This is a genomic window from Streptomyces sp. NPDC107765 (assembly GCF_055657085.1).
Window position 1 is genome coordinate 60,530 of sequence record NZ_JBVKBL010000008.1, and the last position, 24,254, is coordinate 84,783.

The following is a 24,254-nucleotide window of genomic DNA, read 5'->3' on the forward strand; positions in this document are numbered from 1 at the left end:
GGCGGAGGTGGCGCGCCGTGCGATCGGGGCGGGGGGCGCAGCCGGCGCGGGTGGTGTGCGGGGGATCGGGGCGGGGAGCGCGCCTGGCGCGGGTGGCGGGCGCAGCTCGGGTCGGGCCGCAGGTCGCAGGTCATGGCCGCAGGTCTCAGGCCTTGGCCACCGTTCTCAGGTCATGGCCGCGGTTCTCAGCTCTTGGCCGCGGTTCTCGGGGCGGGCGCCGCAGGCCATACGCTTTCCGGGGGCCGCACCCCCGCCCGTACCGCCGTGAAGGAGAACACCGTGCTCGTGCTGTTGCCGCCGTCCGAAGGCAAGGCTCCGGGAGCGGCCGGGGCGCCGCTGGACACCGGCGCGCTGTCGCTGCCCGGGCTGACCGCCGCGCGGGAGACGGTCCTCGGCGAGCTCACCGAACTGTGCGCGGCGGACGAGACCAAGGCCCAGGAGGTGCTCGGGCTCAGCGACGGCCTCAAGGGCGAGATCGCCAAGAACGCGGGGCTGCGGACGGCCGGGACGCGGCCGGCCGGCGAGATCTACACCGGTGTTCTGTACGACGCGCTCGGCCTCGCGTCCCTGGACGCCCCGGCCCGGGAGCGGGCCGAGCGGTCACTGCTGGTGTTCTCCGGGCTGTGGGGCGCCGTCCGCATCACCGACCGGATTCCGTCGTACCGCTGCTCGATGGGGGTGAAGCTGCCGGGACTCGGCGCGCTGGGCGCGTACTGGCGGGCGCCGATGGCGGAGGTGCTGCCGGCGGCGGCCGGTACGGGCCTGGTGCTCGACCTGCGGTCGGCGGCGTACGCGACGGCGTGGAAGCCCAAGGGCGAGGTGGCCGGGCGGACCGCGTCGGTGCGGGTGCTCCAGTCGAAGACCGTGAACGGCGTGGAGAAGCGCACGGTGGTCAGCCATTTCAACAAGGCGACCAAGGGCCGGCTGGTCCGCGATCTGCTGTCGGCGGGTGTGACGCCGGAGGGTCCGGCGGAGCTGGTGGAGGCCCTGCGTGACCTGGGGTACGCGGTGGAGGCCGAGGCCCCGGCGAAGGGCGGCAAGCCGTGGGCGCTCGATGTGATCGTGACGGAGCTCTGAAACCGGTACCGCAACAGCGGAGGGGTTGATTGCGCCCTGCGCAACGGTCGTTGCGCAGGGTGGGCAGGGGGCGCAGTATGGGCGGCGTGACCAGCGCCGCCTCCTCCCCCGCGTCCGGTTCCTCCCCCTCGTTCGGCTCCGGCCCCTCCTTCGCCTCCGGCCCCTCGGCCCCGTCGGTGCTCGGGCTCGCCCCCGTCATCCCGGTCGTCGTGCTGGAAGAGGCCGCTGACGCGGTTCCGCTGGCCCGGGCGCTGGTTGCCGGCGGGCTGCCGGCGATCGAGGTGACCCTGCGGACGCGCGCCGCGCTGGACGCCATCCGGGCGATCGCCGACGAGGTCCCGGACGCGGTGGTCGGCGCGGGCACCCTGCTCAACCCCGAGCAGGTCGCCGCGGCCCGCGCGGCCGGTGCCCGTTTCCTGGTCAGCCCCGGCTGGTCGCCACGGCTGCTGGGCGCGCTGCGCGGCTCCGGCCTGCCTTTCCTGCCGGGCGTCTCGACGGCCTCGGAGGTGGTGACCCTGCTGGACGAGGGCGTCACCGAGCTGAAGTTCTTCCCGGCGGAGGCGGCCGGCGGGACGGCCTACCTGAAGTCGCTGGCCGCCCCGCTGCCACAGGCCCGTTTCTGCCCGACCGGCGGGATCACCCCGGCGTCCGCGCCCGGGTACCTCGCACTGCCCAACGTCGCCTGTGTGGGCGGCACGTGGATGCTGCCGGCCGACGCACTGGCCGCCAAGGACTGGGCGCGGATCGAGCGGCTGGCCCATGAGGCGGCGGCGCTCCGCGACTGACCCTCAGGGCCACGCCCTCCGAGGCCCGTCAGCCGCGCTCCACACCGAACGCCGCCCGCCGAACGCCATGGCGTCAGCCGCGCAGCACACCGCAGTGCCGGCCCCGCAGCGCACCGCACGCCGCAGCGCCCGGCGCGCCGCTCAGCGCAGGTGCGACGTGTCGTTCAGCAGGCGCAGGGAGGCGTTGCCGTCGGAGTAGTACGCGACCGCGGACAGCGAGGCGGCGGAGAGTTCCATCCGGAACAGCGACTCCGGCGGGGCGCCCAGGGCCAGCCGGACCAGGGTCTTGATCGGCGTGACGTGGGTGACCAGCAGGACCGTCCGGCCGGCGTACCGGGCCAGCAGCTTGTCGCGGGTGACCGTGATCCGGCGGGCGACCGACGCGAAGGACTCGCCGCCCCCGGTGGGCGCCGCCTTCGAGGAGTGCAGCCAGGCGTCGAGGTCCTCGGGGTAGCGCTCGCGCACCTCGGCGAAGGTCAGCCCCTCCCAGGCCCCGAAGTCGGTCTCGCGCAGGCCCTCTTCGACCCGTACGTCCAGGCCGAGCCGGTCGGCGACCGCCTGGGCGGTCTCCCGGCAGCGCCGCAGCGGTGAGCTGACCACGGCCTGGATCGTGCCGCGGGCGGCCAGCGCGGCCGCGGTGGCCCGGGCCTGGTGCTGGCCGGCGGCGGAGAGTTCGGGGTCGGTACCGCCGCTGCCGGAGAACCGCTTCTCGGGGGTCAGCGCCGTCTCGCCGTGCCGCAGCAGCACGAACGTGGCGGGGACACCGAGGTCCGGGGCGCCCCAGCCGACCGGCGGGGCGGCCACCGCCTCGGGGGCCGCGGCTGCCGCTGCCCGCTCCGCTCCGGCCGCTGCCCGCTCCGCTTCGGTCTCCGCGCGTTCCGCGGCCTCGTCGGCGGCCCGGGCGGCGGCGCTGCGGGCCGGCGCGGCGGCGGTGTCCAGCGCGGCCCGGGAGTCCCGCGGCTCCCACTGCTTGCCGACCTTCCCGGCGTCCATCGCCTCGTTGGCGAGCCGGTCGGCGTGCTTGTTCTTGGCGCGCGGGATCCACTCGTAGGTGACCCGGTCGGCCGGGAAGATCGACCTGGCCTCGGCGGCCAGCGGCTTCATGCCCGGGTGCTTGATCTGCCAGCGCCCGGACATCTGCTCGACGACCAGCTTGGAGTCCATCCGGACCTGGATGCGGGCCTCCGGGTCCAGCGCGTGCGCGGCCCGCAGCCCGGCGACCAGGCCCTTGTACTCGGCGACGTTGTTGGTCGCGGTGCCGATGAACTCGGCGGCCTCGGCGAGCGCCTCGCCCGTTTCCGGGTCGAGGACGACCGCGCCGTAGCCGGCCGGCCCCGGGTTTCCCCGGGACCCGCCGTCCGCCTCGACGATCAGCGTGCGCGGCACGGCCTACAGGCCCGAGTCCGGCGTGCGGACCAGGATCCGACCGCAGTTCTCGCAGCGCAGGACGGCGTCGGCGGCGGCCGCCCGGACGTCGTTCAGCTCGGTGATGTTCAGCTCCAGGCGGCAGCCCTCGCAGCGACGCTGGTAGAGGCGGGCCGCGCCGACGCCGCCCTCCTTGGTGCGGATGCGGTCGTAGAGCTTGAGCAGGTCGGCCGGGATGTCGGCGACGGTCAGCTCGCGCTCCTTGGTGATCGCGGCGACCTCGGCGTCGATCTCGCTGCTGGCGGCGTTGCGGCGGGCGACGGCGTCGTCGACCTTGGCCTGGATGGCCTCGACCCGGGAGGTCAGCTCGGCGACCCGCTCCTGGGCGGCCTCGCGGCGCTCCATGACCTCCAGGACGACGTCCTCCAGGTCGCCCTGGCGCTTGGCGAGCGAGGCGATCTCGTGCTGGAGGTTCTCGAGGTCCTTGGGGGAGGTGACGGCGCCGGAGTCGAGCCGCTTCTGGTCGCGGGCGGCGCGCTGGCGCACCTGGTCCACGTCCTGCTCGGCCTTGGTCTGCTCGCGGCTGGTGTCGCTCTCCTCGGTCTGCGCGGCGACGAGCAGGTCGCGCTGCTGGATGAGGTCGGCCTCCAGGGTCTGCAGCTCGGCCAGCTCGGGGAGGTTCTTGCGCCGGTGCGCGAGCTGGGTGAGCCGGACGTCGAGGCCCTGGACGTCGAGAAGGCGGATCTGGTCGGCGGGCGCGGCGTTCAGCGGGGGGCTCCTGTGGTGTGCGTCGGGGTGAAGATCGGGGTGGACGCCGCGTGGGCGGTCCAGGGGTCGGTGACCGTACGGGAGACGTGCGTGCGCAGTCCCCAGTCGTGCCGGTCGGAGACCGCGTCGAGCTGGGCCGCGGCCTGCTCGCACCACGGCCATTCGGTGGCCCAGTGGGCCGCGTCGAGCAGCGCCGGCGGGCTGGTCCGTCCGGTGGTCTGGGTGGCCTCGGACGCCGGGTGGTGGCGCAGGTCGGCGGTGAGGAAGGCATCCACACCGGCCGCCCGGACGTCGTCGAAGAGGCTGTCGCCGGAGCCGCCGGAGACCGCGACGGTGCGGATCTCGCGGTCCGGGTCGCCGGCCGCCCGGATGCCCTGCGCGGTGGCCGGCAGGTGCGCGGCCGCGTACGCGGCGAACTCGGCCAGCGGCATCGGGTGCGTCAGCTCGCAGATCCGGCCCAGGCCGCGTCGGCCCGCCGGGTCGCTCGGGTCCGGCACCAGTGGGCCGAGGACGCGCAGGTCCAGGGCGCCGGCCAGGGCGTCGGAGACGCCGGGGTCGGCGGTGTCGGCGTTGGTGTGCGCGACGTGCAGGGCGATGTCGTGCTTGATGAGCGTGTGCACGACCTTGCCCTTGAACGTCGAGGCCGCGACCGTCGTCGTCCCGCGCAGGTAGAGCGGGTGATGGGTGACGAGCAGGTCGGCGCCGAGCCGTACGGCCTCGTCGGCGATCTCCTGGACGGGATCGACGGCGAACAGCACGCGGCGGACCTCGGCGTCCGGGTCTCCGCAGACCGTGCCGACGGCGTCCCACCCTTCGGCCCGCTCGGGGGGCCAGAGGGCGTCGAGCGCGGTGAGGACTTCAGACAGTACGGGCACGGGTGGAAGGTTACCTCCCGGGCGGGAACCCGCACCGCCGCCGCCCGCGCGCGGGCGCACCGGTGAACCCGCCCACGGCGGCCCGCCGTGGAAGCAGGAAGCACAACCACCCCATCCGGTACCGGCGAACCGGACATCCGCCACCCTTATGCGTGAAGTGCCGCAACTCGCGGCGATCGGCCGGAAGTGCGAAAACTAGCGTCGGTCTGCCGACTGGAGGTGACCACTTCATGACGATCTGTGCCACTGAGGACGCCACGGCACTCGACTACCCGCACCGCGCGGCCCTGACGATCGCCGCCGACGGCTCGTACGCCGCCCGGCTCGCCCGGCACGACGACGCCGACCGGAGCTGGTTCCCGGAGCGCTGGACGCTGAGCGGCCCGGAGCCGTACGCGGTGCCGCTGCCCGGCAGCCAGCCCGAGGAGCCGGACAGCGAACTGCTGCCGCTCACGGACGGCCGGGTGCTGATCCTGCGCCGGGTCGCCGACCGCTTCGCCCTCTCCCTGCTCTACCCGACCGGTCCCGGGACCGGTGAACTCCTGCTGGGCACCGTGGAAGCGGCGGAACTGACCCTGCTCCCGCCGACGCCGGGCGGCACCGACGCGTACGCCCTGGCGCCGGCGGGCGGGCACACCACGCTGTGGCGGGTGCCCGGTGATGCGGGCGGGCCCGAGCGGATCGTGGAGATTCCCGGGCGCTGTACGGGCGGCGCGTGGCTGGACCGCGGCGGGCGGCTGCTGGCCCTGGACCGGGAGCTGAACGGCCGGACGAAGACCGTGCTGGTCGATCTGGCGCGGGGCGGCGAGACCGGGCCACTGCTGCAGATCACCGAGGAGAGCAACGACCGGCTGCTGCTGGCCGATCCGGACAGCGGGCTGCTGCTGGTCCGCTCGGACGCGCCGGGCCACGACCGGCTGGGCTGGGGCGTGCTGGGCAGCCGTCTGCCGGTGCGGTTCCCGGAGTGCCTGCGGCCGGCCGATGCCGCGGTGACGCCGTTCGCCGTGCAGCCGGGGCAGATGCTGGCGCCGGAGAGCTGTGCGGTGGCGTTCCGGGTGGACGCGGCGCACGGCACCCGGCTGGGGATCTGGCGCCCCTGGAGCCGGCGGCTGCGGCAACTGCCCGTACCGGACGGGTGGCTGGCGGGGACCGGACTGTGGACGGCCGACGGCGAACTGCTGCTGCCGTGCGCGACGGACGCGGAGCCGTGCGGGCTGGCGAGGATGGCCATACCGCTGGAGCCGGTGGAGCCCAGGATGCCGGTGGGGTCGGCGAGGCCGGTGGGGTCGGCGAGGCCGGTGGGGACCGTACGGGCGGTGGCGGACGGGGAGGTCGTACGCGGCGGGGGGATTGTCCCGGATGCAGGGGATGCCACCAACCACTCCACAGCATCTGCACAACCGAAGGCCGTCGGCACGGAACCGCGGCGCTCCCCCGCACATCCCCATATGTGCAGGCCAGTTCCGCTGCAACAGGCGCCTCTGGGGTCCCGCTAGGGCCGGTGGAGCGTGATTTCCCGCCCCGTTAAACTTTCGGGTGGGGGCTACGCAGCCGGTTGACCGGCCACCGATCACGCCGCTCGGGGTACGGCCCCTCGGCGGTCGGGCGGGGTCCCGACGCGTACAGCAGCAAGCGATCCGACGGAGTGACTCTTCCCATGTCCGAAGCCCGAACCGACACGACCCAGGCGCGCCCCCAGGAGGCATCCGCCCAGGCCGCCGCGGCCGCAAGCTCCGGCAGGCACCGTGGCCCGGCCGCCACGGAGGAGGCCGACTTCACCGCGCACGGCCGGCACCGCCGGGATAAGCAGACGCAGGACGCATAGGGCGGCCGGCCCCAGGGGCTCCGGGGCCGCGTCTCGGATACCGCACCTCGGGAACCGCGTCCCAGCAGCCGTGCTTCAGCAGCCGTGTTCCAGGAGCCGGGCTTCAGGAGCCGTGCTTGAGAGCCAGCACCTCGCCCGCCGCGAACGTCTCGTGCGGCGGGCGCTGTGCGTAGTAGGGCGTCAGCAGCTCGTCCAGCTCCTCGAAGGTGAAGAGCTCCTTCGCGGTGTCGAACTTGGCGGCGATCCGGGGGCGTTCGGCGATCGCGACCATGCCGCCATGGACGACGAGCAGCTGACCGTTGACCCGGGCCGCGGCCGGTGCGGCCAGATAGCCGACGAGCGGGGCGACGTGCTCGGGGGCCAGCGGGTCCAGCCGGCCGTCGGCCGGTTCTCCGAAGCCGGCGAAGACGTCCTCGGTCATTCGGGTGCGGGCGCGCGGGCAGATCGCGTTGGTCGTCACGCCGTATTTGGCCAACGCCAGCGCCGTGGAGGTGGTCAGGCCGACGATGCCCCCCTTGGCGGCGGCGTAGTTGGGCTGGCCGGCCGAGCCGGCGAGGAACGCCTCCGAGGAGGTGTTGATGATGCGGCCGTGCACCGGGCCGCCGGCCGCCTTGGACCGCTCGCGCCAGTGGGCCGCGGCGAAGCGGGTGGTGTTGAAGTGGCCCTTGAGGTGCACCCGGATGACCGTGTCCCATTCGTCCTCGGTCATCGAGAACACCATCCGGTCCCGGAGGATGCCCGCGTTGTTGACCAGGATGTCGAGCCGGCCGTAGGTGTCGATGGCCAACTGGACGAGTTCCCCCGCCTGTTGGTGGTCGGCGACGTCACCGACGTGGGCCACCGCCCGGCCGCCCGCCGCGCGGATCTCGGCGGCGACGTCCTCGGCGGGGCCGGCGGAGGCGGCACCGGTTCCGTCGCGCCCCGGCTGCCCGTAGTCGTTGACCACGACCGCCGCGCCGAGCCGGGCGAGTTCGAGGGCCTCGGCGCGGCCCAGGCCGCGGCCGGCCCCGGTGACGCTCGCGGTCAGGCCCTCAAGTGGCTGTGCCATCTGGCGTTCCCGTCCTCTCGGTCTGCCGGCCGGATCGGGGTCCCGTCACCGGCCGGTCGGGTCTCTTGGCAGTTGGATCTCTCGGCGGTTGGATCTCTGGCGGTCGGATCTCTTGGTGGTCAGATCTCTATGCAGGTGCGCAGTGCCGTCCCGGAGCGCATCTGGTCGAGGGCGTCGTTGATCTCCGGGAGCCGGACGCGGTGGGTGATCAACCCTTCGAGGTCGATCCGGCCGGCCCGCCACAGGGCGATGGCCCGCTCGTAGGAGCGCAGGACGTCCCCGCCGCCGTAGAGGGACGGCAGGATCCGCTTCTCGTCGAAGAACAGCTCGAACATGTTGACCCGGAAGGTGTCGTCCATGGCGCCGGCGCCGACCACGCACAGGGTCCCGCCGCGCCGGGTCGTCTCGTACGCGGTGCGGGCGGTGGCGGACCTGCCGACCACCTCGAAGACGTAGTCGAAGCCCTCGCCCCCGGTGAACTCGGCCTTGGCGCCGTCGAGTTCCTCCGGGACGACGGCATCGGTGGCACCGAAACGCAGTGCCGCCTCGCGCCGTGCGGGCACCGGGTCGACGGCCACGATCCGGGCCGCGCCGCAGACCCGCGCGCCCTGGATGACGGAGATCCCGACCCCGCCGCAGCCGATGACCGCGACCGAGGAGCCGGCCGCCACCTGCGCCGTGTTGAGCGCCGCGCCGAGGCCGGTGGTGACGCCGCAGCCGATCAGCGCGGCGATCTCGTACGGGACGTCGTCCGGGACGGGGACCGCGCAGTTGGCGGCGACCACGACCTCCTCGGCGAAGGTGCCGGTGCCGGCGAACCCGAAGACGTCCCCGCCGGGCCGCCGGAAGTTGGGCGTACCGGCGTTCATGAACCCGGCCAGACAGAGGTGCGTCTGACCGCGTTTGCAGGACGGACAGCTGCCGCAGGCGGGCAGCCAGCACATCAGCACCCGGTCGCCCGCCGCCAGGCCGGTGACGCCGTCGCCGACGTCGACGACCTCCCCGGCGCCCTCGTGGCCGGGGACGAAGGGCGCGGGCTGCGGCAGCACCCCGTTCATCGCCGAAAGGTCGGAGTGGCACAGTCCGGTCGCCCGGATGCGGATCCTGACCTTGCCGGGCCCGAACCCCACCGCCTCGACGTCGTCGAGGACCTCCAGCTTGTCCTGCCCGGTCTCGTGCTGTACGGCTGCGCGCATCTCACGGCTCCCCTCGGAGACGACAACTGGAGGCAACAACTCGACGGTGGTGACCCGGCGGCCACCATTCGAAGGCGACAAAGCGACATTGGAGCGGCGGCGAGCGACATCGGGCGACAGCCGGCGACGTCGGGCGGCGGCGATCAGCGACTAGGCGTGCTCGACGATGGTGTCCGCCAGCACTGCCGCCTCGTCCCGCTCCGGGGCCGTCACCGACACCTGGATCCGGCCGGGTTCGCGCCAGAGCCGGATGCGGAGCGTCTCGCCCGGGAAGACCACCCCGGCGAAGCGCGTGCGGTACGAGCGGACCCGGGAGACGTCCCCGTCCAGCAGGGTGTCCACGACCGCCTTGAGCGTGACCCCGTAGGTGCACAGCCCGTGCAGGATCGGCCGGTCGAAGCCGGCGAGCTTGGCGAACTCCGGATCGGCGTGCAGCGGGTTCCAGTCGCCGGAGAGGCGGTAGAGCAGCGCCTGGTCGGCGCGGACCTGCCGCTCGGTGGTCAGGTCGGGGGCGCGGTCGGGGAGTTCGAGGCGGGCGGAGGGGCCGCGGTCGCCGCCGAAGCCGCCCTCACCGCGGACGAAGATCTGGGTGTCGCAGGTCCACAACGGACCGTCGTCGTCGGCGACTTCGGAGCGCAGCACGATGACGGCGGCCTTGCCCTTGTCGTACACGGCGGGGACGGTCGAGGTCTGGGTGGCGCGGCCGCGCACCGGCAGGGGGCGGTGCACGGTGACGGTCTGCCCGCCGTGCAGCACGGCGGCGAGGTCGACGTCGATACCGGGGGCGGAGAGCCCGCCGGCCAGTGCCATGCCCCCGCCGGCGACGGTGGCGAAGCTGGGCAGGACGTGCAGCGCGCTCTCCAGGGTGTAGCGCAGTTCGTCCGGGTCGGTGGCGGCCTGCGGTTTCTCGGGGGTGGCCGCGCCGGCGCCGATGCCGAGGTGGTAGAGCTGGACGTCCTTGTGGTCCCAGGCGAGTTCGGTGGTCCGTGGTTCGGCGGCGGTGGCCTTGGCGACGTCGATGGGCATGGGGGCGGTTGCTCCTTCACCACGGTGGAGTTCGTCAAAAAGACCCCGGCCGTGCCGTCCGCACCGTCGGCCCGGCCGGGGTCGTCTCTGGTCGGCTCGGACCGCGCGCGGGTCGGCGGTGCCGCACGGGACACCGGCCCGGCGCGGACCGCGGCCGGGCGGCGGCGCAGCACGGGACACCGCCACACTTCTAGAACGCGTTCTAGCCGATGGCCTTCATGTATAGCCGATCCGCCCGACACCGGGAAGACCTCTGACGGTTTGTCAGAAACGCGTCGCGGCCGGGGGCCGCCCATGTGCCGTTACCGCCGTCCGCGCCCACGAGTCGTCGCCGGGTCCGCGCCCATGACATTTGTCAGGGGTCATCACCCACATTCGCCCCTGCCCCCGCCCGCCCACGCTCCGTAACGTCATGGACAGGAAACGACCCGAGGGGGCGGCTATGAAACCAGGTGGGACACCGGGCAGCACACGGGCGGCGGGGCAGGGGGAACGGGGCGGCGGCGGGACGGCCGTGGCGTTCTCCGGCGTCACCCGGAGTTACGGCGCGGTGCGGGCCGTGGACGGCATCGACCTGCGGATCGCCGCCGGCGAAACGGTGGCGCTGCTCGGCCGCAACGGCGCCGGCAAGTCCACCACCCTGAACATGCTGCTGGGCCTGCTGCCGCCCTCCTCGGGCACGGTGCGGCTGTTCGGCGGCGAGCCGGAGACCGCCGTACGGGCCGGCCGGGTCGGGGCGATGCTGCAGGACGGCAAGGCCGTGCCCCGGGTCACCGTCCGCGAACTGGTCGGCTTCGTGGCCGCCACCTACCCGCGGCCGATGGACGTCACCGAGGCGCTGGAGCTGGCGGGCCTGGCCGAGTTGGCCGGGCGGCGGGTGGACCGGCTCTCCGGCGGCCAGGCCCAGCGCGTCCGGTTCGCGGTGGCGCTGGCCGGCAACCCCGACCTGCTGGTCCTCGACGAGCCGACCGCGGCCCTGGACGTGGAGGCCCGCCGGACGTTCTGGCGCGCGATGCGGGCGTACGCCCGGCGCGGCCACACCATCATCTTCTCCACCCACTACCTGGAGGAGGCGGACGACCACGCGGACCGCATCGTGGTGATCGACCGGGGCCGGGTGGTCGCCGACGGCAGCGGCGAGGCGATCAAGCGGCGGGCCGGCGGATCGCTGGTCTCCTTCGACCTCGCGGGCGCGCCGACCGCGCCGCTGGCCGCACTGCCCGGCGTGCACACCGTGGAGGTCCGCGGCGACCGCGCCCTGCTGCGGACGGCGGACTCCGACGCCACGGTCCTGGCGCTGGCCGGCCTGGGCCTGGTCCGCGGCCTGGAGGTCACCGCCGCGAGCCTGGAGGACGCCTTCCTCACCCTCACCTCCCCCGACCGCTCGGACTCCGACACCCCGCACTCCGACGGCCCGACCCGCGACGCCCTGAAGGAGACCGCGTGATGCTCGCCTACCTCCGTCTCGAAGTCCGCCGTACGCTGCGCGACCGGGGCTTCGTGATCTTCGGCATCGGCATGCCGGTGCTGATGTACGTCCTGATGACCAACATCGGCACCGGCCCCGGCGGCGCCGACATGGGCTGGCGGACCGCCTCGATGGTCGGGATGGCCGCCTACGGCGCACTGGGCGCGGCGATCGGCACCGGCACCGGCGTCGCCGAGGACAAGCAGCTGGGCTGGCTGCGGCAGCTGCGGATCACCCCGATGGGTCCGCTGCGGGCCGTGGTGGGCCGCGGACTGACCGGATCGGTGACGGTGCTGCCGGCCATCGCCGCGGTGCTGCTGGTGGGCGCGCTGGTCAACGGCGTCCGGATGCCGGCCTGGCAGTGGGCCGCGCTGGCGGGCCTGCTGTGGCTCGGCACCGCCCCGTTCACCCTGCTCGGACTGGGCAACGGCTACCGCCTCTCGGCGCAGTCCACCGGTGTGGTCAACACGGGCTGCATGCTGCTGCTCTCGATCATCGGCGGACTGTGGTTCCCGGCCGAGCTGTTCCCCGGCTGGCTGCGCGCCCTGTCGGCCTGGACGCCCGGCAACCGCTTCGCCGAACTGGGCCGGAGCGTCACCGAGGGCGGCGCACCGAGCCTGGCGGCAGTGGCGGTGCTGGCCGCCTGGCTGGCAGTCTTCGGCGGTTACGCGGTGTACGCGTACCGGCGGGCCGCACGGACGGTGTGACCCGCGATGGCGCAGAGGGCACGGACCGGGGAAACGACAGTGCAGCGGACGACGGAGCAGGACCCCGCCGGCGGAACGCCCGGCGGGACGGCGGGGACGGACGGGACGGCCGGGGGCGACGGGGTGACCGGGGACGACGGCACGGCGTGCTCGTCGAAATGGCCACCCGGCCGGAAGCTCGAGAAGGGCCCGGGCAAATACTCCTTCCTGCCCTGGCTGCTGATGGGACTCGGCGCCTTCTCCAACATCGTGCAGGGCAGGACCGGCAGCCCCTGGCTGGCCGGCCTCGGGCTGCTGGCCTTCAACTCCTTCTACCTCACCGTCATCTGGTCGGCCTTCAGCCCCCGGCTCCGGGACACCCGCTACCCGGTCGTGGCCCTGGGCGTGCTCACCGCCATCACGTTCGCCATCGCGCTCGGCTTCGGCGGCAGCTGGTTCCTGTTCTTCCCGCTGCTGTCGCTGGCCTCCGGTACGGTCCGTGCGCTGCGCGGCAGGAAGCTGGCACTGTGGCTGATCGCGCTCAGCGGTACGGCCGGGTTCCTGTCCGGCTGGCAGAGCTCCGACCCCAGCGACTCGTTCGGCGTCGGCTACGGCACGTTCCTCTCCGGCATGGTGACGTCCACGGTGCTGAGCCTGTTCGACACCATCCAGGAACTGCGGGCCACCCGGCAGGAACTGGCCCGCAGCGCCGTGGAGAAGGAGCGGCTGCGCTTCTCCCGGGACCTGCACGATCTGCTGGGACACACGATGTCCCTGGTCGTGGTCAAGGCCGAGGCGGTGCGCCGGCTGGCGCCGCGCGATCTGGACGCGGCGCTCGCCCAGGCCGCGGACATCGAGGCGGTCGGCCGGCAGGCGCTGACCGAGATCCGCGAGGCGGTCACCGGCTACCGCGAGGGCAGCCTCAGCACCGAACTCGACCGGGCCCGGTCGGCGTTGGAAGCGGCCGGCATCGAAGCCGCCGTCCGGCAGGCCGGGCCGCCGCTGCCCCCGCAGGCCGGTGCGCTGCTGGGCTGGGTGGTCCGCGAGGGCGTCACCAACGCGGTCCGGCACAGCGGCGCCACCCGCTGCGAGATCGCGGTGCACGCCGACGAGGAACGGGTCCGGCTGACGATCACGGACGACGGCCGGGGTCCCGTAAGCTCCGGTGCGGCCCCGACGGCCGGCCGGACCCGGTCCCGCGACCGCGCCCCCGGACACGACGGCGACGCCGCCGGTACGGACCGTGCGGCGGGCGCCACCACGCCACCCGGAACACCGGGCCCGGTCGGCGGCACCGGCCTGAAGGGCCTGGCCGAACGGCTGGCAGCGGCCGGCGGCACACTGAGCAGCGGCCCCGACGGCCGGCGCGGCTTCCGGGTGACGGCCGAACTGCCGGTGGGGACGGGGGAGATGACGGAGACGGAAGGGTTGACCAGGTGATCAAGGTCCTGCTCGCGGAGGACCAGGGGATGATGCGGGGCGCGTTGGCGCTGCTGCTCGACCTGGAAGAGGACATGCAGGTCGTGGCGCAGGTCGGGGCGGGTGACGTGATCGTTCCGGCCGCTTTGGACGCCCGTCCCGACATCGCCCTGCTGGACATCGAACTCCCCGGCCGCAGCGGGCTGGACGCCGCGGCCGACCTGCGCACCGCGCTGCCGTCGTGCAAGGTCCTGATCGTCACGACCTTCGGGCGGCCCGGCTATCTGCGCCGCGCCATGGAGGCCGGGGCGTCCGGCTTCCTGGTGAAGGACGGGCCGGTGGAGGACCTGGCGGCGGCGATCCGGCGGGTCCTCGCCGGGGAGCGGGTGATCGATCCCGGGCTGGCCGCGGCGGCGCTCAGCGCCGGACCCAATCCGCTGACCCAGCGGGAACGGGACGTGCTGACCGCCGCGGTGGACGGCGCCACCGTCTCCGACATCGCCGGCAGGCTCCACCTCTCCCAGGCCACCGTCCGCAACTACCTCTCCGCGGCGATCGGCAAGACCGGGACCCGCAACCGTATGGAGGCGGTCCGGGCGGCGCGACAGAACGGGTGGCTGTAGGCGGGAGGGCGGGGGCCGGGAGGACGGGGCCCCTGTTTCTCGACCGGAGAAAACGCCCGCCCGCCCGAGAAGTGCGGTCGTGCTCAGTGCATGCGCCATTCCTCGGCCGGAATGCAGTCGAACACGGTGTTGGCCCAGTCGTTGGGACGACCGAAGACCAGCCGCGTGAGGAGAACATCGCCGGCTCGCTGCGCACGCGGGTTCATTCCGAGCTGTTGTGAGCCGATGTCCCCTTCGGTGGTGATCTCGATGTCCCTGCCGGTCCGCTCCAGGTAGGCGCTGAGATCAGCTGAGAGTTCTGAAGGCGGCCGGCCTATCAGCCGGATCCCGTCCCAGGAGACCTGGGGGCCGGACAAGGCGTCGACGGCGATGCAGGTCAGTCCCATCGGGCCGACGTAGTAGGCCACCACGTCGTCCCGGTACGACGGGGCCCCCACGGCGCGGAATCGCGTGCGCATCTGCTCAAAGGGGCCGAACTCACCGACCTTGGAGAGAACCCCGGAGACGTATCCGCGTGCCTCCATGGCGACGGTCGCTTCCTGCGGGCTCATACCGAAGCGCAGGGGGCCGACACGTTCAAGTGGCGCATAGTCCCACTGCGCCCGATCGGATTCGTCGACCACCGCCCACGGGTCGGGCCACACGTCCAGCAACTCCTTCGCACTCCACTTGGTGGACCGGTGCGGGCGACCTTATCGGCTGCGGTGATCAGCATGATCCGCCGGGCAGGCGCTAGCCGTTGGCGACGTCCGTGCGGCGTCGCGGCAGGGCGAGCAGCATCAGCAGGATGCCGGCCAGCAGCACTCCCGAGCCGACCTGGAAGGCCAGCCCGTAGCCGTCCGCCAGGGCCGCCTTCGCGCCGTGGCCCGCCTCGATGCGGGAGGCGGCGACGGTGGACAGGATCGACAGGCCCAGGGCGCCGCCCATCTGCCGGGAGGTGTTGATCAGGCCGGAGACCAGGCCCTGGTCGGCCGGGTCGGCGCCGGAGGTGGCGATGGCGGCGACCGGGGTGGCGGTCAGGCCCGCGCCCAGTGCCATCAGGATGCCGGGGCCGAGGATCGTGCCGAGGTAGGTGCCGTCGACGTCCATCGTGCCCTGCCAGACCATGCCGGACGCGGAGATCACCGCGCCGGTGACGGCCAGGGTCTTGGCGCCCAGCCGGTTCATCAGCCGCGGCCCGATCTTGGACCCCAGGACGATGGACAGCGAGTGCGGGATGAAGGAGAGCCCCGCCTGCAGCGGTTTGTAGCCGAGCACGTTCTGGACGTAGAGCGACAGGAAGTACCACATCGAGAACATCGCGGCGCCGGCCAGCACCATCGCCGCATTCGCCGAGGACGTCGAGCGCAGCCGGAACAGCCCCAGCGGCATCAGCGGCGCCTTGGTCCGCGCCTCGACCGTGAGGAAGGCCGCGATCACGACCAGCCCGGCGGCCAGCGGCAGCAGTGCGGACGCGGATGCCCAGCCGTCCGTCTCGGTCTGCACGATCCCGTACGCGACGAGCCCCAGCCCGCCGGTCACCAGCAGCGCACCGGGCACGTCGAGCCGTCGGGCCGCGCCCTGCCGGCTCTCGGTGAGCCACAGCACCGCGCCGGTCAGCACCAGCGCGCCGACCGGCACGTTGATGAGCAGCACCCAGCGCCAGGACAGGTACTCGGTGAGCACCCCGCCGACCAGGCCGCCCACCGCGCCCCCGCCGGCGCCGACCGCGGTCCAGGTGGCGATCGCGCGGGTCCGGGCCGGGCCGGCCGGGAACGACGTGGTGAGGATGGTGAGGGTGGCCGGCGAGAGCACGGCGGCGCCGATGCCCTGGACCGTACGCGCCGCGATCAGCTGCCAGGGCTGCTGCGCCAGGCCGCCGCCCAGGCTCGCGACGGTGAACAACGCCAGCCCGAGGACGAAGATCCGCTTACGGCCGAAGAGGTCGGCGGCCCGGCCGCCGAGCAGCATGAAGCCGGCGAAGGTGATCACGTACGCGTTGACGATCCACTGCAGGCCCAGTTCGCTCAGCCCCAGGCCGGTCCGTACGGCGGGCAGCGCCACATTCACCACGGAGACGTCCAGGACGACCAGGAACTGGCCGGCGCAGACCAGCAGCATCACCAGCCAGGCCGGTGCGGCGCTCCGGCGGGAGGTCGTGGACAGCGTGGCGGACTCGGCTATCGGGGGCATGCGGACCATGCTCGCAGCCACCCCACACGCCCCGCATCGGAATATGGGTGCATACGCCACCTGGCCGGGGACCTAGGTCGGTGGGCGGAGGCGGCGGGGCAGGAAGGGGGCGGGGTAGGAAGGGGCCGGGGGTGCGCCCCCTAGGGGTTGGGGGCGGCCGTCCCCTAAGGGTCGGGAGGGCCCCTGACGGGCCAACTACCCGCAGCGGAGGCGGAGTTGACGCCTCACCTCCGCAGCAGTGTCACCACCGCCGCGCCGCCCAGGCCGATGTTGTGGGCCAGGCCCACGTGGGCGTCGGGGACCTGGCGGGCACCGGCGGTGCCGCGGAGTTGCCAGACGAGTTCGGCGGCCTGGGCGAGGCCGGTCGCGCCCAGGGGGTGGCCCTTCGAGATCAGGCCGCCGGACGGGTTGACCACCCAGCGGCCGCCGTACGTGGTGGCTCCGTCGGCGACCAGCTTCCCCGACTCGCCGTCCGCGCACATGCCCAGCGCCTCGTACGTCAGCAACTCGTTGATCGAGAAGCAGTCGTGCAGCTCGATGACGTCCACGTCCTCGATGCCGAGCCCGGACGCCTCGTAGACCTGCCGGGCGGCGGCACGCGACATCGGCTTGCCGACGACGTCGATGCAGGAGCCGGTGGCGAAGCTCTCCCCGGTGTCGGTGGTCATCGCCTGGGCGACGATCTCCACCGCCCGGTCGGCCAGTCCGTGCGCCCGGACGAAGCGCTCGGAGGCGACCACCACCGCGGCCGCGCCGTCGGACGTCGGCGAGCACTGGAGCTTGGTCAGCGGGCGGTGGATGACCTTGGCGGCCAGCACCTCCTCGACCGTGTGGACGTCCTGGAACTGGGCGCGCGGGTTGTGCGCGGAATGCCGGTGGTTCTTGGCCCCGACCGCTGCCAGTTGCTCGGCCGTGGTGCCGTACCTCGCCATGTGCTCGCGGGCCGCGTTGCCGAAGATCTGGGCGGTGGGCGGGGTCCGCTCGAAGCCGTGCGCGGCCGCCATGACGCCGTAGTGGCGGGCGACCGGCGAGGCGGCGAAGTCACCCGCGGCGTCCGCACCGCCGCCCAGCGCGCCGCGCTTCATCTTCTCGAAGCCGAGTGCCAGCACGCAGTCGTTGAGGCCCGAGGCGACGAACTGGCGGGCCATCATCAGCGCGGTCGATCCGGTCGCGCAGTTGTTGTTGACGTTGTAGACCGGGACACCGGTCAGGCCCAGCTCGTACGCGGCGCGCTGACCGGCCGTGGACGGCTGGTGGCAGTAGCCGACCGGCACCTGCTCGACGGCGTCGTAGCCGATCCCGGCGTCCGCGAGCGCCGCCTCGCCCGCCTCCTTGGCCATGTCCCAGTACTGCCACTCGCGGGTCTCGGGCTTCTCGAAGTGCGTCATCCCTACGCCGACGAGGTACGCCGTGCCTGCCATACAGGTCCTCCTGGTGAGTCACCGGCCGGGCGTCGTGCGGGGCCGGACGAAGGGGGTGAAACGACCTGAGAGCGAGTCAGATCAGGGGGCGGGGCTCCGGGTCGCGGGGCAGTCCGAGCAGCCGTTCGGCGACGACGTTCCGCTGCACCTGGGTGGTGCCGCCGGCGATGGTCAGGCAGCGCGACATCAAGAAGCCGTGCAGGGCGCGTTCGCCGGCGCCCTCGCGCACCGCGCCGTCCGGGCCGAGCAGTTCCAGCGCCAGTTCGGCGACCTTCTGCTGGTGCGGGGTCTGGACCAGCTTGCGGATGCTGGCGCCGGCGCCCGGTTCGAGGCCGGAGACCTGCTGGAGGGTGGTGCGCAGGGTGAGGCAGGCCAGGGCGTGCGCCTCGGCGGCCAGGGCGCCCACCCGGGCGCGTACCGAGCCGTCGAGGCCGACGGTGCGGTCGAGGAGCGCGGTCAGTCCGGTGTCGAAGGTCAACTGGTCGGCCATGTGGACGCGTTCGTTGTCCAGGGTGGTGCGGGCCACCTTCCAGCCGTTGCCGGTCTCGCCGACCACGGCGTCGGCCGGCAGCAGTACGTCGTCGAAGTAGACCTCGTTGAAGAGCGCCTCGCCGGTGATCTCCTTCAGCGGGCGGACGTCGATCCCGGGGGTCTTCATGTCGACGACGAAGAAGGTCAGCCCCCTGTGTTTGGGGGCGTCCGGGTCGGTGCGGGCCAGCAGGATGCCGTGGTCGGCCCACTGGGCGGCCGAGGTCCACACCTTCTGTCCGTTGATCCGCCAGCCGGGGCCGTCGGGGCCGTCCACCCGCTCGGCGCGGGTGCGCAGGCCGGCCAGGTCCGACCCGGCCTCCGGTTCGGAGAACAGCTGGCACCACCACATCTCCCCGCGCAGCGACGGCATCAGATAGCGCTGCTGCTGCTCGGCGGTGCCGTGGGCGAGCAGGGAGGGCACCACCCAGGTGGCGATGCCCAGGTCGCTGACGGTGACCCCGGCGGCGGCCAGTTCCTGCTGGACGGCCAGCTGCTGGACGGGGCCGGCGCCGAGCCCGTAGGGCGGGGGGAGGTGCGGTGCGGCGTAGCCGGTGGGGGCGAGCTCGCGGCGGGCGGCCGCGGGGTCCAGGCCGCGCACCCGGTCGGCGACCTCGCGGGCCTCGGTGCGGAACTGCTCGGCCGCGGCGGGGAGTTCGAGGCTCAGCGGGCGGCGGGCGCCGTCGGCGGCGTGGGCGGCGGCGCGCAGCCGGTGGGTGTCGCCGGCGCCGAGCAGCTGGCGGGCCACGGTCGCCCGGCGCAGGTGCAGATGGGCGTCGTGTTCCCAGGTGAAGCCGGTGCCGCCGAGGATCTGGATGCAGTCCTTGGCGCAGCTGAAGGCGGCGTCGAGGGCGGTGGCGGTGGCGAGGGCGGCGACCAGGCCGCGGACCTCGGGCGGCTCGCGGTGGGCGCGGGCCGCGTCCCAGACCAGGGCGCGGGCCTGTTCGCAGCGGACGAGCATGTCGGCACAGAGGTGTTTGACGGCCTGGAACTGGCCGATGGGGCGGCCGAACTGCTCGCGGACCCGGGCGTGTTGGGTGGCGGTGGCGAGGGCCCAGGCCGCCGTCCCGCAGCTCTCGGCCGCGCACAGCACCCCGGCCAGGTCGCGGACGAGCGCGTCGTCGATCGCCAGCAGCCGGTCCGCGGGCACCGGGACGCCGTCCGCCCGGACCTCGGCGGTGGGCCGGGTCGGGTCGGCGCTGTCCTGGACGCGTACGGTCGGTGCCGCGGCGTCGACGGCGAGGTGGACGGTCCCGGTGGGGGTGCGGGCGGCGAGGACGAGGAGGTCGGCGTCGGCCCCGGCGAGGACCGGCGGCGCGGTGCCGTCGAGGAGGTAACCGTCGGGCGTCGGGGTGGCGGTGAGCGTGCCGGGGCCGAGCGCCACGGCACCGATCAGCCCGCCGGTGGCGAGGGCCCGGACGAGGTGCCGGTGCGCGCCGCCGTGGTGGAGCAGCGCGGCGGCGAGGACGGTGGGCAGGTACGGGCCGGGGAGTGCGGCGCGGCCCAGCTCTTCGAGGACGACGGCGAGGTCCAGCAGGTCGCCGCCGCCCCCGCCGTCGGCCTCGGGGAGGTGGAGGCCGAGCAGGCCCTGGGCGGCGAGGCCGTCCCAGTAGGCGGGGCGCCCGGGGCGGGCGGGTGCGGTGTCGAGGAGTGCGCGGACCTCTTCGGGCGGTACGGCCCGGCGGGCCCAGCCGCCTGCCGCCTCGGCCAGGTCGCGGTGGTCCGGTGTGATTCCGATGCCCATGCGGGGCAGACTAGAACACGTTTCAATCTGACGGAAGGTCAGGTGGCCCGGAATGTTCCGCCCGGCGGAACCCGGCGAGGGTGCCGCGGGGAACGGTCCGGCGGCGGCCGGGAAACGGTCCGGTGAATTCCGGTACGGAATGCCATTCGCCCGCCCGACGGTTTCCCGCCCCCGTGGTTTCCGCCCCGGCGGTTTCCACCCCCGCGGGTCCCGCACCTTTCCGTTTCCGGACATCCGGGAAAGGTCCGGCGATAAACCGGCGGGAACGGCCCGGAATCCGCCGCGGTGACTCCCCCGCACCGCACGGCCGGCCGGAAAGCCGCACGAAATGCGAACCCCCGCTCGGCCACCTCCGGCCCGTACGGCACGATGAGCCCTCCCACCGCACCACCAGGAGGAAGCCCATGTCCGCTCCCACGGCGCCGACCGCCCCGCAGCCGGAGATCCTCGCCGCGTTCGAGGCGGCGAAGGGCTTCATGCCCGTGGACGAGGGGCTCGCGCTGTACGCGGCGGCGGCCGGGGCGGCGCGGCTGGGGCTGCCGCTGGTGGAGGTCGGCACGTACTGCGGCCGGTCCACCCTGCTGCTCGCCGACGCGGCGCGGGCCGCCGGGGTGCCGGCCGTCACGGTGGACCACCACCGGGGCAGCGAGGAGCAGCAGCCCGGCTGGGACTACCACGACCCGTCCGTGGTGGACCCCGAGGTCGGCCGGATGGACACCCTGCCCACGTTCCGCCGGACCCTGCACGCGGCCGGGCTGGAGGACCACGTGATCGCGGTCGTCGGCCGTTCCCCGCAGGTCGCGGCCGTGTGGGGGCGACCGGTCGGGCTGGTCTTCATCGACGGCGGGCACACCGACGAGCACGCCACCGCCGACTACGAGGGCTGGGCGCCGCACGTGGCGCCGGACGGGCTGCTGGTCATCCACGACGTGCACCCGCACCCCGAGGACGAGTTCACCGGCCAGGCGCCGTACCGGATCTATCTGCGCGCACTGGCCTCCGGAGCGTTCACCGAGGTCTCGGCGCAGGGGACGCTGCGCGTGCTGCGACGCACCGGCCCCGGCAGCTGACCCGGGCCGCGGGCTACCATCGCGGAGATGTCGAACGGCAGCACCTTCCCCCCTCCCCGCCGCCGGCGCGGCACCGTACTCCTGGTGCTGGCCGCCGTGGCCCTGGTCGCCGTCGGCGGCTGGCTGTTCTGGCGGCAGGCGGGCGGCCACGGCGGCCCGTCGGCCCGGGACGGCTCGCCCGCGCCCGGCCGGACGGCGGGCGGCAGCGGCAGCAGCGGCAGTGGGACCGGCGGCGCCCCGGACGGGAAAGCGAGCCACGGCGCCACCCCTCGCCCGGGCGGCAAGGGCGATCCGCACGGCAGCCTCAAGGGCAGGACCGTGCTGATCGACCCCGGGCACAATCCGCACAACAGCCGGCACACCGGGCAGATCGCCCGGCTGGTGAACATCGGCAGCGCACGCAAGGAGTGCGACACCACCGGCACCGCCACCAACGGCGGCTACCCGGAGGCGTCCTTCACCCTGGACGTGGCCCGCCGGGTCCGCACCCTCCTGGAACACCAGGGCGCCAAGGTCGTCCTCACCCAGGACGGCGACCGGCCGTACGGGCCGTGCGTGGACGAGCGGGCGGCGATCGGCAACAAGGCGCACGCGGACGCCGCGGTCTCCATCCATGCCGACGGCTCGGCCGCCGGCAACCGCGGTTTCCACGTCATCCTGCCCGCCCGGGTCACCGCCGGCCCGGCGGACACCACCGCGATCACCGGCCCGTCGCGGCAGCTGGGCGAGCGGCTGGCCGACCGCTTCCGGGCGGTAACCGGAAGTGCGCGGTCCAATTACGTCGGCGGCGGCACCGGGCTGGACGTCCGCGGCGATCTCGGCGGGCTCAACCTCTCCACGGTGCCGAAGGTGTTCATCGAGTGCGGCAATATGCGCGACGCCAAGGACGCCGCGCAATTGACCGACGGAGGGTGGCGGCAAAAAGCGGCCCGTGGGATCACCGAGGGCATTACGGACTTCCTGACGCGCTGACCACCTACGACGCCCGCGACCCCGGCCGATAACGCATCGAAACCAACAGGCCGACCCGCCGGATTCGGCGAGAGGTTCCCCTTTACGATGGGTGGTCACCGCCGTGCCTCGCACCGCGCGCACCGCGACAGCGACGAATAGACCACGAAAGAGACAAAGGACCCTTACGTGAACATCCGCTCCCTCACTAGAGGCGACGGCGTGGTGATCGGAGCAGCGGTGTTGCTGTTCATCGCCTCGTTCCTCGGCCTCGCCGGCGCCCCGGACTGCACCGGCCCGTTCGCCAAGTACTGCGAGGCACAGGACTACAGCAGCAGCAACGCCTGGAGCTCCGTCTCCGTGCTCATGAGCGTGTACCTGGCCGGCGTGATCGGCGCGGCGATCATCATCCTCAGCCGCGCGCTTCCGCAGCAGCGCAAGGTCGCCGGTCTGGACCTCGGCCAGTTCGGCGTGGCGCTGACCATCTTCGCGGCGTGGACGGCGTTCTGGGACATCATCGACGCCCCCAGCGCGGGCGCCGGCCTGATCGTGGGTCTGATCGCCGCGCTGGTGCTGGCCGGCGGCGCGGTCGCCGGTCCGCTCGTCCCGGCACTGAAGGCCGAGCTGATCGGCGCGCCCAAGCCGCCGGCCGCCCCGTACGGCGCGGGCCCCACCCCGGGCTACGGCTACCCCGGCGCCCAGCAGCAGGCGGCGGCCCAGGGCTACGGCTACCCGGGTCCGGGCGGCCAGCAGCAGACCGGCCAGACGCCCGGCCAGCCGGCGGCCGACGCCACGGCCGGCGGCGCGGCGGGCGCGGCCCCCGCGGCCGGCGCCCCGGCGGACTTCGCCCCGTTCTGGTTCGCGGTCCCGGTCGCCCGCCCGCTGTACGGCGAGGACGGTTCGCCCTCGCCGATCGCCGAACTGGCGCCCGGCACCTGGTACCTGGCGGTGGAGCAGCGCGGCCAGGCGCTGATCGCGCAGACCCAGGACGGCCGTCGCGGCGTCCTGCAGGACACCACCGGCATCCAGCGCGGCTGACCCGCCGCCCACCGTCCCCCAGCGGTCCTTCCACGGCCCCTCGCCTTCCGGCGGGGGGCCGTTGCGCTGCCCGCACACCGGCCGTACAGTGCGCCGCACCACCGCGAACTGACGGAGAGTCAGTTTCCTTGGGCGGGTACGGAGAGAGGCGGTCGCCATGCGACTCGGTCTGGCACTGGGCTACTGGGGCCGCGGTCCCGACCCCCGGCACCTCGAACTCGCCCGCGAGGCCGAGCGCCTGGGCTACGGCTCGGTGTGGACCGCGGAGGCCTGGGGCTCGGACGCGTTCACCGCCCTCACCTGGATCGCCGCGCACACCTCCCGGATCGAACTCGGCACCGGCATCGCGCAGATGGCCGCCCGTACGCCCACCGCCACCGCCATGCAGGCGCTGACGCTGGACCACCTGTCCGGGGGCCGGATGCTGCTGGGCCTGGGGCTGTCCGGGCCGCAGGTCGTCGAGGGCTGGTACGGGCGGCCGTTCCCCAAGAGCCCGCTGACCGCCACCCGCGAATACGTGGACGTGGTCCGCCAAGTGCTGCGCCGCGAGCGGCCGGTGCGGTCCGACGGGCTGTTCCATCCGCTCCCCTACCGCGGCCCGGACGGCACCGGCCTGGGCAAACCGCTCAAGCCCATCACCCACCCGCTGCGCGCCGACCTGCCCCTCCTGTTGGGCGCGGAGGGCCCCAAGAACATCGCGCAGACCACCCGGATCGCGGACGGCTGGCTGCCGCTGTACTGGTCGCCGCGGCGCACCGGCGTCCACGAGGAGTCACTGGCGGGCGCGCCCGAGGGGTTCCGCATCGCGCCGATGGCCCGCGCGGTGGTCTGTGACGACGTCGCCGAGGGACTGTGGCCGGTGAAGGCGATGCTCGGCTTCTACATCGGGGGCATGGGGCACGCGGCGAAGAACTTCCACGCCGACCTGATGGCCCGTATGGGATATCCGGAGGAGGCCCGCCGGATCCAGCAGCTCTTCCTGGAGGGCCGCAAGGAGGAGGCGGTACGCGCCGTACCGGACGCGTTCGCCGACGAGATCTCCCTGGTCGGGCCGCGCGAACGGATCGCCGAGCGGCTGGAGTCGTGGCGCGCGGGCCCGGTCACCGACCTGCTGGTCACCGCACCGGACCCGCGGACACTACGGGTGCTGGCCGAGCTCAACGCCTGAC

22 protein-coding genes are annotated in these 24,254 nt (G+C 73.8%); 12 read left to right on the top strand and 10 right to left on the bottom strand.

All coding sequences use genetic code 11. The features are described 5' to 3' along the window. The first annotated feature begins 279 nt into the window (after window positions 1-279). Window positions 280-1,077, top strand: a complete 798-nt coding sequence (yaaA, locus tag ACZ7MX_RS20560) for a peroxide stress protein YaaA (protein WP_472134074.1) — start codon at window positions 280-282, stop codon at window positions 1,075-1,077. Window positions 1,078-1,154: 77 nt separating this feature from the next. Further along, window positions 1,155-1,862: a bifunctional 4-hydroxy-2-oxoglutarate aldolase/2-dehydro-3-deoxy-phosphogluconate aldolase gene (eda, locus tag ACZ7MX_RS20565; protein WP_472134075.1), complete on the top strand. Its 708-nt coding sequence runs from the start codon at window positions 1,155-1,157 to the stop codon at window positions 1,860-1,862. A 141-nt stretch (window positions 1,863-2,003) separates the two neighbouring features. Here eda and ACZ7MX_RS20570 read toward each other — a convergent pair whose 3' ends face one another. From ACZ7MX_RS20570 to ACZ7MX_RS20580, 3 genes are read right to left on the bottom strand one after another with little or no spacing between them, the layout of a single operon-like run. After that, complete coding sequence (locus ACZ7MX_RS20570; RefSeq protein WP_472134076.1) at window positions 2,004-3,248, bottom strand: bifunctional RNase H/acid phosphatase; 1,245 nt, start codon at window positions 3,246-3,248, stop codon at window positions 2,004-2,006. A 3-nt stretch (window positions 3,249-3,251) separates the two neighbouring features. Then, window positions 3,252-3,995 carry a zinc ribbon domain-containing protein gene (locus tag ACZ7MX_RS20575; protein ID WP_472134536.1) on the bottom strand — a complete coding sequence of 248 codons (744 nt, stop codon included), beginning with the start codon at window positions 3,993-3,995 and terminating at the stop codon, window positions 3,252-3,254. Next, the gene (locus ACZ7MX_RS20580) at window positions 3,992-4,870 is read right to left on the bottom strand and encodes a Nif3-like dinuclear metal center hexameric protein (protein WP_310728149.1); all 879 of its coding nucleotides are present in this window, start codon (window positions 4,868-4,870) and stop codon (window positions 3,992-3,994) included. Before ACZ7MX_RS20580 ends, ACZ7MX_RS20575 begins: the two co-directional genes overlap by 4 nt. A 230-nt stretch (window positions 4,871-5,100) precedes the next feature. On the opposite strand from ACZ7MX_RS20580, the gene ACZ7MX_RS20585 reads away from it, so the two are divergent. Both ACZ7MX_RS20585 and ACZ7MX_RS20590 read left to right on the top strand, forming a co-directional pair. Beyond that, window positions 5,101-6,366, top strand: a complete 1,266-nt coding sequence (locus ACZ7MX_RS20585) for a hypothetical protein (RefSeq protein ID WP_472134077.1) — start codon at window positions 5,101-5,103, stop codon at window positions 6,364-6,366. Between the two features lie 161 nt (window positions 6,367-6,527). Further along, window positions 6,528-6,695 carry a hypothetical protein gene (locus tag ACZ7MX_RS20590; RefSeq protein WP_472134079.1) on the top strand — a complete coding sequence of 56 codons (168 nt, stop codon included), beginning with the start codon at window positions 6,528-6,530 and terminating at the stop codon, window positions 6,693-6,695. 103 nt (window positions 6,696-6,798) lie between these two features. Here the strand turns inward: ACZ7MX_RS20590 and ACZ7MX_RS20595 are convergent, their stop codons facing one another. The 3 genes from ACZ7MX_RS20595 to ACZ7MX_RS20605 all read right to left on the bottom strand — a co-directional run bounded on the left by ACZ7MX_RS20595 (window position 6,799) and on the right by ACZ7MX_RS20605 (window position 9,965). Then, on the bottom strand, window positions 6,799-7,743 hold the full coding sequence (locus ACZ7MX_RS20595) for a 3-oxoacyl-ACP reductase (protein ID WP_472134081.1): 945 nt from the start codon (window positions 7,741-7,743) through the stop codon (window positions 6,799-6,801). A 119-nt stretch (window positions 7,744-7,862) separates the two neighbouring features. Beyond that, on the bottom strand, window positions 7,863-8,939 hold the full coding sequence (locus ACZ7MX_RS20600; RefSeq protein WP_472134083.1) for a Zn-dependent alcohol dehydrogenase: 1,077 nt from the start codon (window positions 8,937-8,939) through the stop codon (window positions 7,863-7,865). Between the two features lie 150 nt (window positions 8,940-9,089). Continuing rightward, the gene (locus tag ACZ7MX_RS20605; RefSeq protein ID WP_472134085.1) at window positions 9,090-9,965 is read right to left on the bottom strand and encodes a MaoC/PaaZ C-terminal domain-containing protein; all 876 of its coding nucleotides are present in this window, start codon (window positions 9,963-9,965) and stop codon (window positions 9,090-9,092) included. A gap of 442 nt (window positions 9,966-10,407) precedes the next feature. Here ACZ7MX_RS20605 and ACZ7MX_RS20610 point away from each other — a divergent pair, with 442 nt between their 5' ends. The 4 genes from ACZ7MX_RS20610 (at window position 10,408) to ACZ7MX_RS20625 (ending at window position 14,161) form a co-directional block, all read left to right on the top strand. Continuing rightward, window positions 10,408-11,412, top strand: a complete 1,005-nt coding sequence (locus ACZ7MX_RS20610) for an ABC transporter ATP-binding protein (protein ID WP_472134086.1) — start codon at window positions 10,408-10,410, stop codon at window positions 11,410-11,412. Continuing rightward, window positions 11,412-12,140 (top strand): ABC transporter permease, encoded by a 729-nt coding sequence (locus ACZ7MX_RS20615; RefSeq protein WP_362136236.1) that lies wholly within the window; start codon window positions 11,412-11,414, stop codon window positions 12,138-12,140. The genes ACZ7MX_RS20610 and ACZ7MX_RS20615 overlap by 1 nt, the downstream gene beginning before the upstream one ends. 222 nt (window positions 12,141-12,362) lie before the next feature. Next, on the top strand, window positions 12,363-13,559 hold the full coding sequence (locus ACZ7MX_RS20620; protein ID WP_472134538.1) for a sensor histidine kinase: 1,197 nt from the start codon (window positions 12,363-12,365) through the stop codon (window positions 13,557-13,559). After that, window positions 13,556-14,161, top strand: a complete 606-nt coding sequence (locus tag ACZ7MX_RS20625; protein WP_472134088.1) for a response regulator — start codon at window positions 13,556-13,558, stop codon at window positions 14,159-14,161. The genes ACZ7MX_RS20620 and ACZ7MX_RS20625 overlap by 4 nt, the downstream gene beginning before the upstream one ends. Before the next feature lie 83 nt (window positions 14,162-14,244). Here ACZ7MX_RS20625 and ACZ7MX_RS20630 read toward each other — a convergent pair whose 3' ends face one another. The 4 genes from ACZ7MX_RS20630 to ACZ7MX_RS20645 all read right to left on the bottom strand — a co-directional run bounded on the left by ACZ7MX_RS20630 (window position 14,245) and on the right by ACZ7MX_RS20645 (window position 20,026). Then, entirely contained in the window at window positions 14,245-14,814 is a 570-nt protein-coding gene (locus ACZ7MX_RS20630) for a hypothetical protein (protein WP_472134090.1), read from the bottom strand. Window positions 14,815-14,893: 79 nt separating this feature from the next. After that, entirely contained in the window at window positions 14,894-16,342 is a 1,449-nt protein-coding gene (locus tag ACZ7MX_RS20635) for an MFS transporter (RefSeq protein WP_472134091.1), read from the bottom strand. Between the two features lie 215 nt (window positions 16,343-16,557). After that, window positions 16,558-17,754 (bottom strand): lipid-transfer protein, encoded by a 1,197-nt coding sequence (locus ACZ7MX_RS20640; RefSeq protein WP_472134092.1) that lies wholly within the window; start codon window positions 17,752-17,754, stop codon window positions 16,558-16,560. 76 nt (window positions 17,755-17,830) lie between these two features. Then, window positions 17,831-20,026, bottom strand: coding sequence for an acyl-CoA dehydrogenase (locus tag ACZ7MX_RS20645; RefSeq protein ID WP_472134093.1), 2,196 nt, complete (start codon window positions 20,024-20,026; stop codon window positions 17,831-17,833). A 404-nt stretch (window positions 20,027-20,430) separates the two neighbouring features. On the opposite strand from ACZ7MX_RS20645, the gene ACZ7MX_RS20650 reads away from it, so the two are divergent. The 4 genes from ACZ7MX_RS20650 to ACZ7MX_RS20665 all read left to right on the top strand — a co-directional run bounded on the left by ACZ7MX_RS20650 (window position 20,431) and on the right by ACZ7MX_RS20665 (window position 24,253). After that, window positions 20,431-21,096, top strand: coding sequence for a class I SAM-dependent methyltransferase (locus tag ACZ7MX_RS20650; protein ID WP_472134095.1), 666 nt, complete (start codon window positions 20,431-20,433; stop codon window positions 21,094-21,096). 27 nt (window positions 21,097-21,123) lie between these two features. Continuing rightward, window positions 21,124-22,068 carry an N-acetylmuramoyl-L-alanine amidase gene (locus ACZ7MX_RS20655; protein WP_472134097.1) on the top strand — a complete coding sequence of 315 codons (945 nt, stop codon included), beginning with the start codon at window positions 21,124-21,126 and terminating at the stop codon, window positions 22,066-22,068. Between the two features lie 168 nt (window positions 22,069-22,236). Continuing rightward, the gene (locus ACZ7MX_RS20660; RefSeq protein WP_472134098.1) at window positions 22,237-23,085 is read left to right on the top strand and encodes a DUF5336 domain-containing protein; all 849 of its coding nucleotides are present in this window, start codon (window positions 22,237-22,239) and stop codon (window positions 23,083-23,085) included. Window positions 23,086-23,242: 157 nt separating this feature from the next. Next, window positions 23,243-24,253 carry an LLM class F420-dependent oxidoreductase gene (locus ACZ7MX_RS20665; protein WP_472134100.1) on the top strand — a complete coding sequence of 337 codons (1,011 nt, stop codon included), beginning with the start codon at window positions 23,243-23,245 and terminating at the stop codon, window positions 24,251-24,253. The last annotated feature ends 1 nt before the right edge of the window (window position 24,254 follow it).

Coding starts and splice junctions, on each gene's coding strand:
- eda (WP_472134075.1), top strand. CDS start 1,155: ATGGGCGGCGTGACCAGCGCCGCCTCCTCCCCCGCGTCCGGTTCCTCC.
- ACZ7MX_RS20585 (WP_472134077.1), top strand. CDS start 5,101: ATGACGATCTGTGCCACTGAGGACGCCACGGCACTCGACTACCCGCAC.
- ACZ7MX_RS20590 (WP_472134079.1), top strand. CDS start 6,528: ATGTCCGAAGCCCGAACCGACACGACCCAGGCGCGCCCCCAGGAGGCA.
- ACZ7MX_RS20595 (WP_472134081.1), bottom strand. CDS start 7,743: ATGGCACAGCCACTTGAGGGCCTGACCGCGAGCGTCACCGGGGCCGGC.
- ACZ7MX_RS20600 (WP_472134083.1), bottom strand. CDS start 8,939: ATGCGCGCAGCCGTACAGCACGAGACCGGGCAGGACAAGCTGGAGGTC.
- ACZ7MX_RS20605 (WP_472134085.1), bottom strand. CDS start 9,965: ATGCCCATCGACGTCGCCAAGGCCACCGCCGCCGAACCACGGACCACC.
- ACZ7MX_RS20610 (WP_472134086.1), top strand. CDS start 10,408: ATGAAACCAGGTGGGACACCGGGCAGCACACGGGCGGCGGGGCAGGGG.
- ACZ7MX_RS20615 (WP_362136236.1), top strand. CDS start 11,412: ATGCTCGCCTACCTCCGTCTCGAAGTCCGCCGTACGCTGCGCGACCGG.
- ACZ7MX_RS20620 (WP_472134538.1), top strand. CDS start 12,363: ATGGGACTCGGCGCCTTCTCCAACATCGTGCAGGGCAGGACCGGCAGC.
- ACZ7MX_RS20635 (WP_472134091.1), bottom strand. CDS start 16,342: ATGGTCCGCATGCCCCCGATAGCCGAGTCCGCCACGCTGTCCACGACC.
- ACZ7MX_RS20640 (WP_472134092.1), bottom strand. CDS start 17,754: ATGGCAGGCACGGCGTACCTCGTCGGCGTAGGGATGACGCACTTCGAG.
- ACZ7MX_RS20645 (WP_472134093.1), bottom strand. CDS start 20,026: ATGGGCATCGGAATCACACCGGACCACCGCGACCTGGCCGAGGCGGCA.
- ACZ7MX_RS20650 (WP_472134095.1), top strand. CDS start 20,431: ATGTCCGCTCCCACGGCGCCGACCGCCCCGCAGCCGGAGATCCTCGCC.
- ACZ7MX_RS20655 (WP_472134097.1), top strand. CDS start 21,124: ATGTCGAACGGCAGCACCTTCCCCCCTCCCCGCCGCCGGCGCGGCACC.
- ACZ7MX_RS20665 (WP_472134100.1), top strand. CDS start 23,243: ATGCGACTCGGTCTGGCACTGGGCTACTGGGGCCGCGGTCCCGACCCC.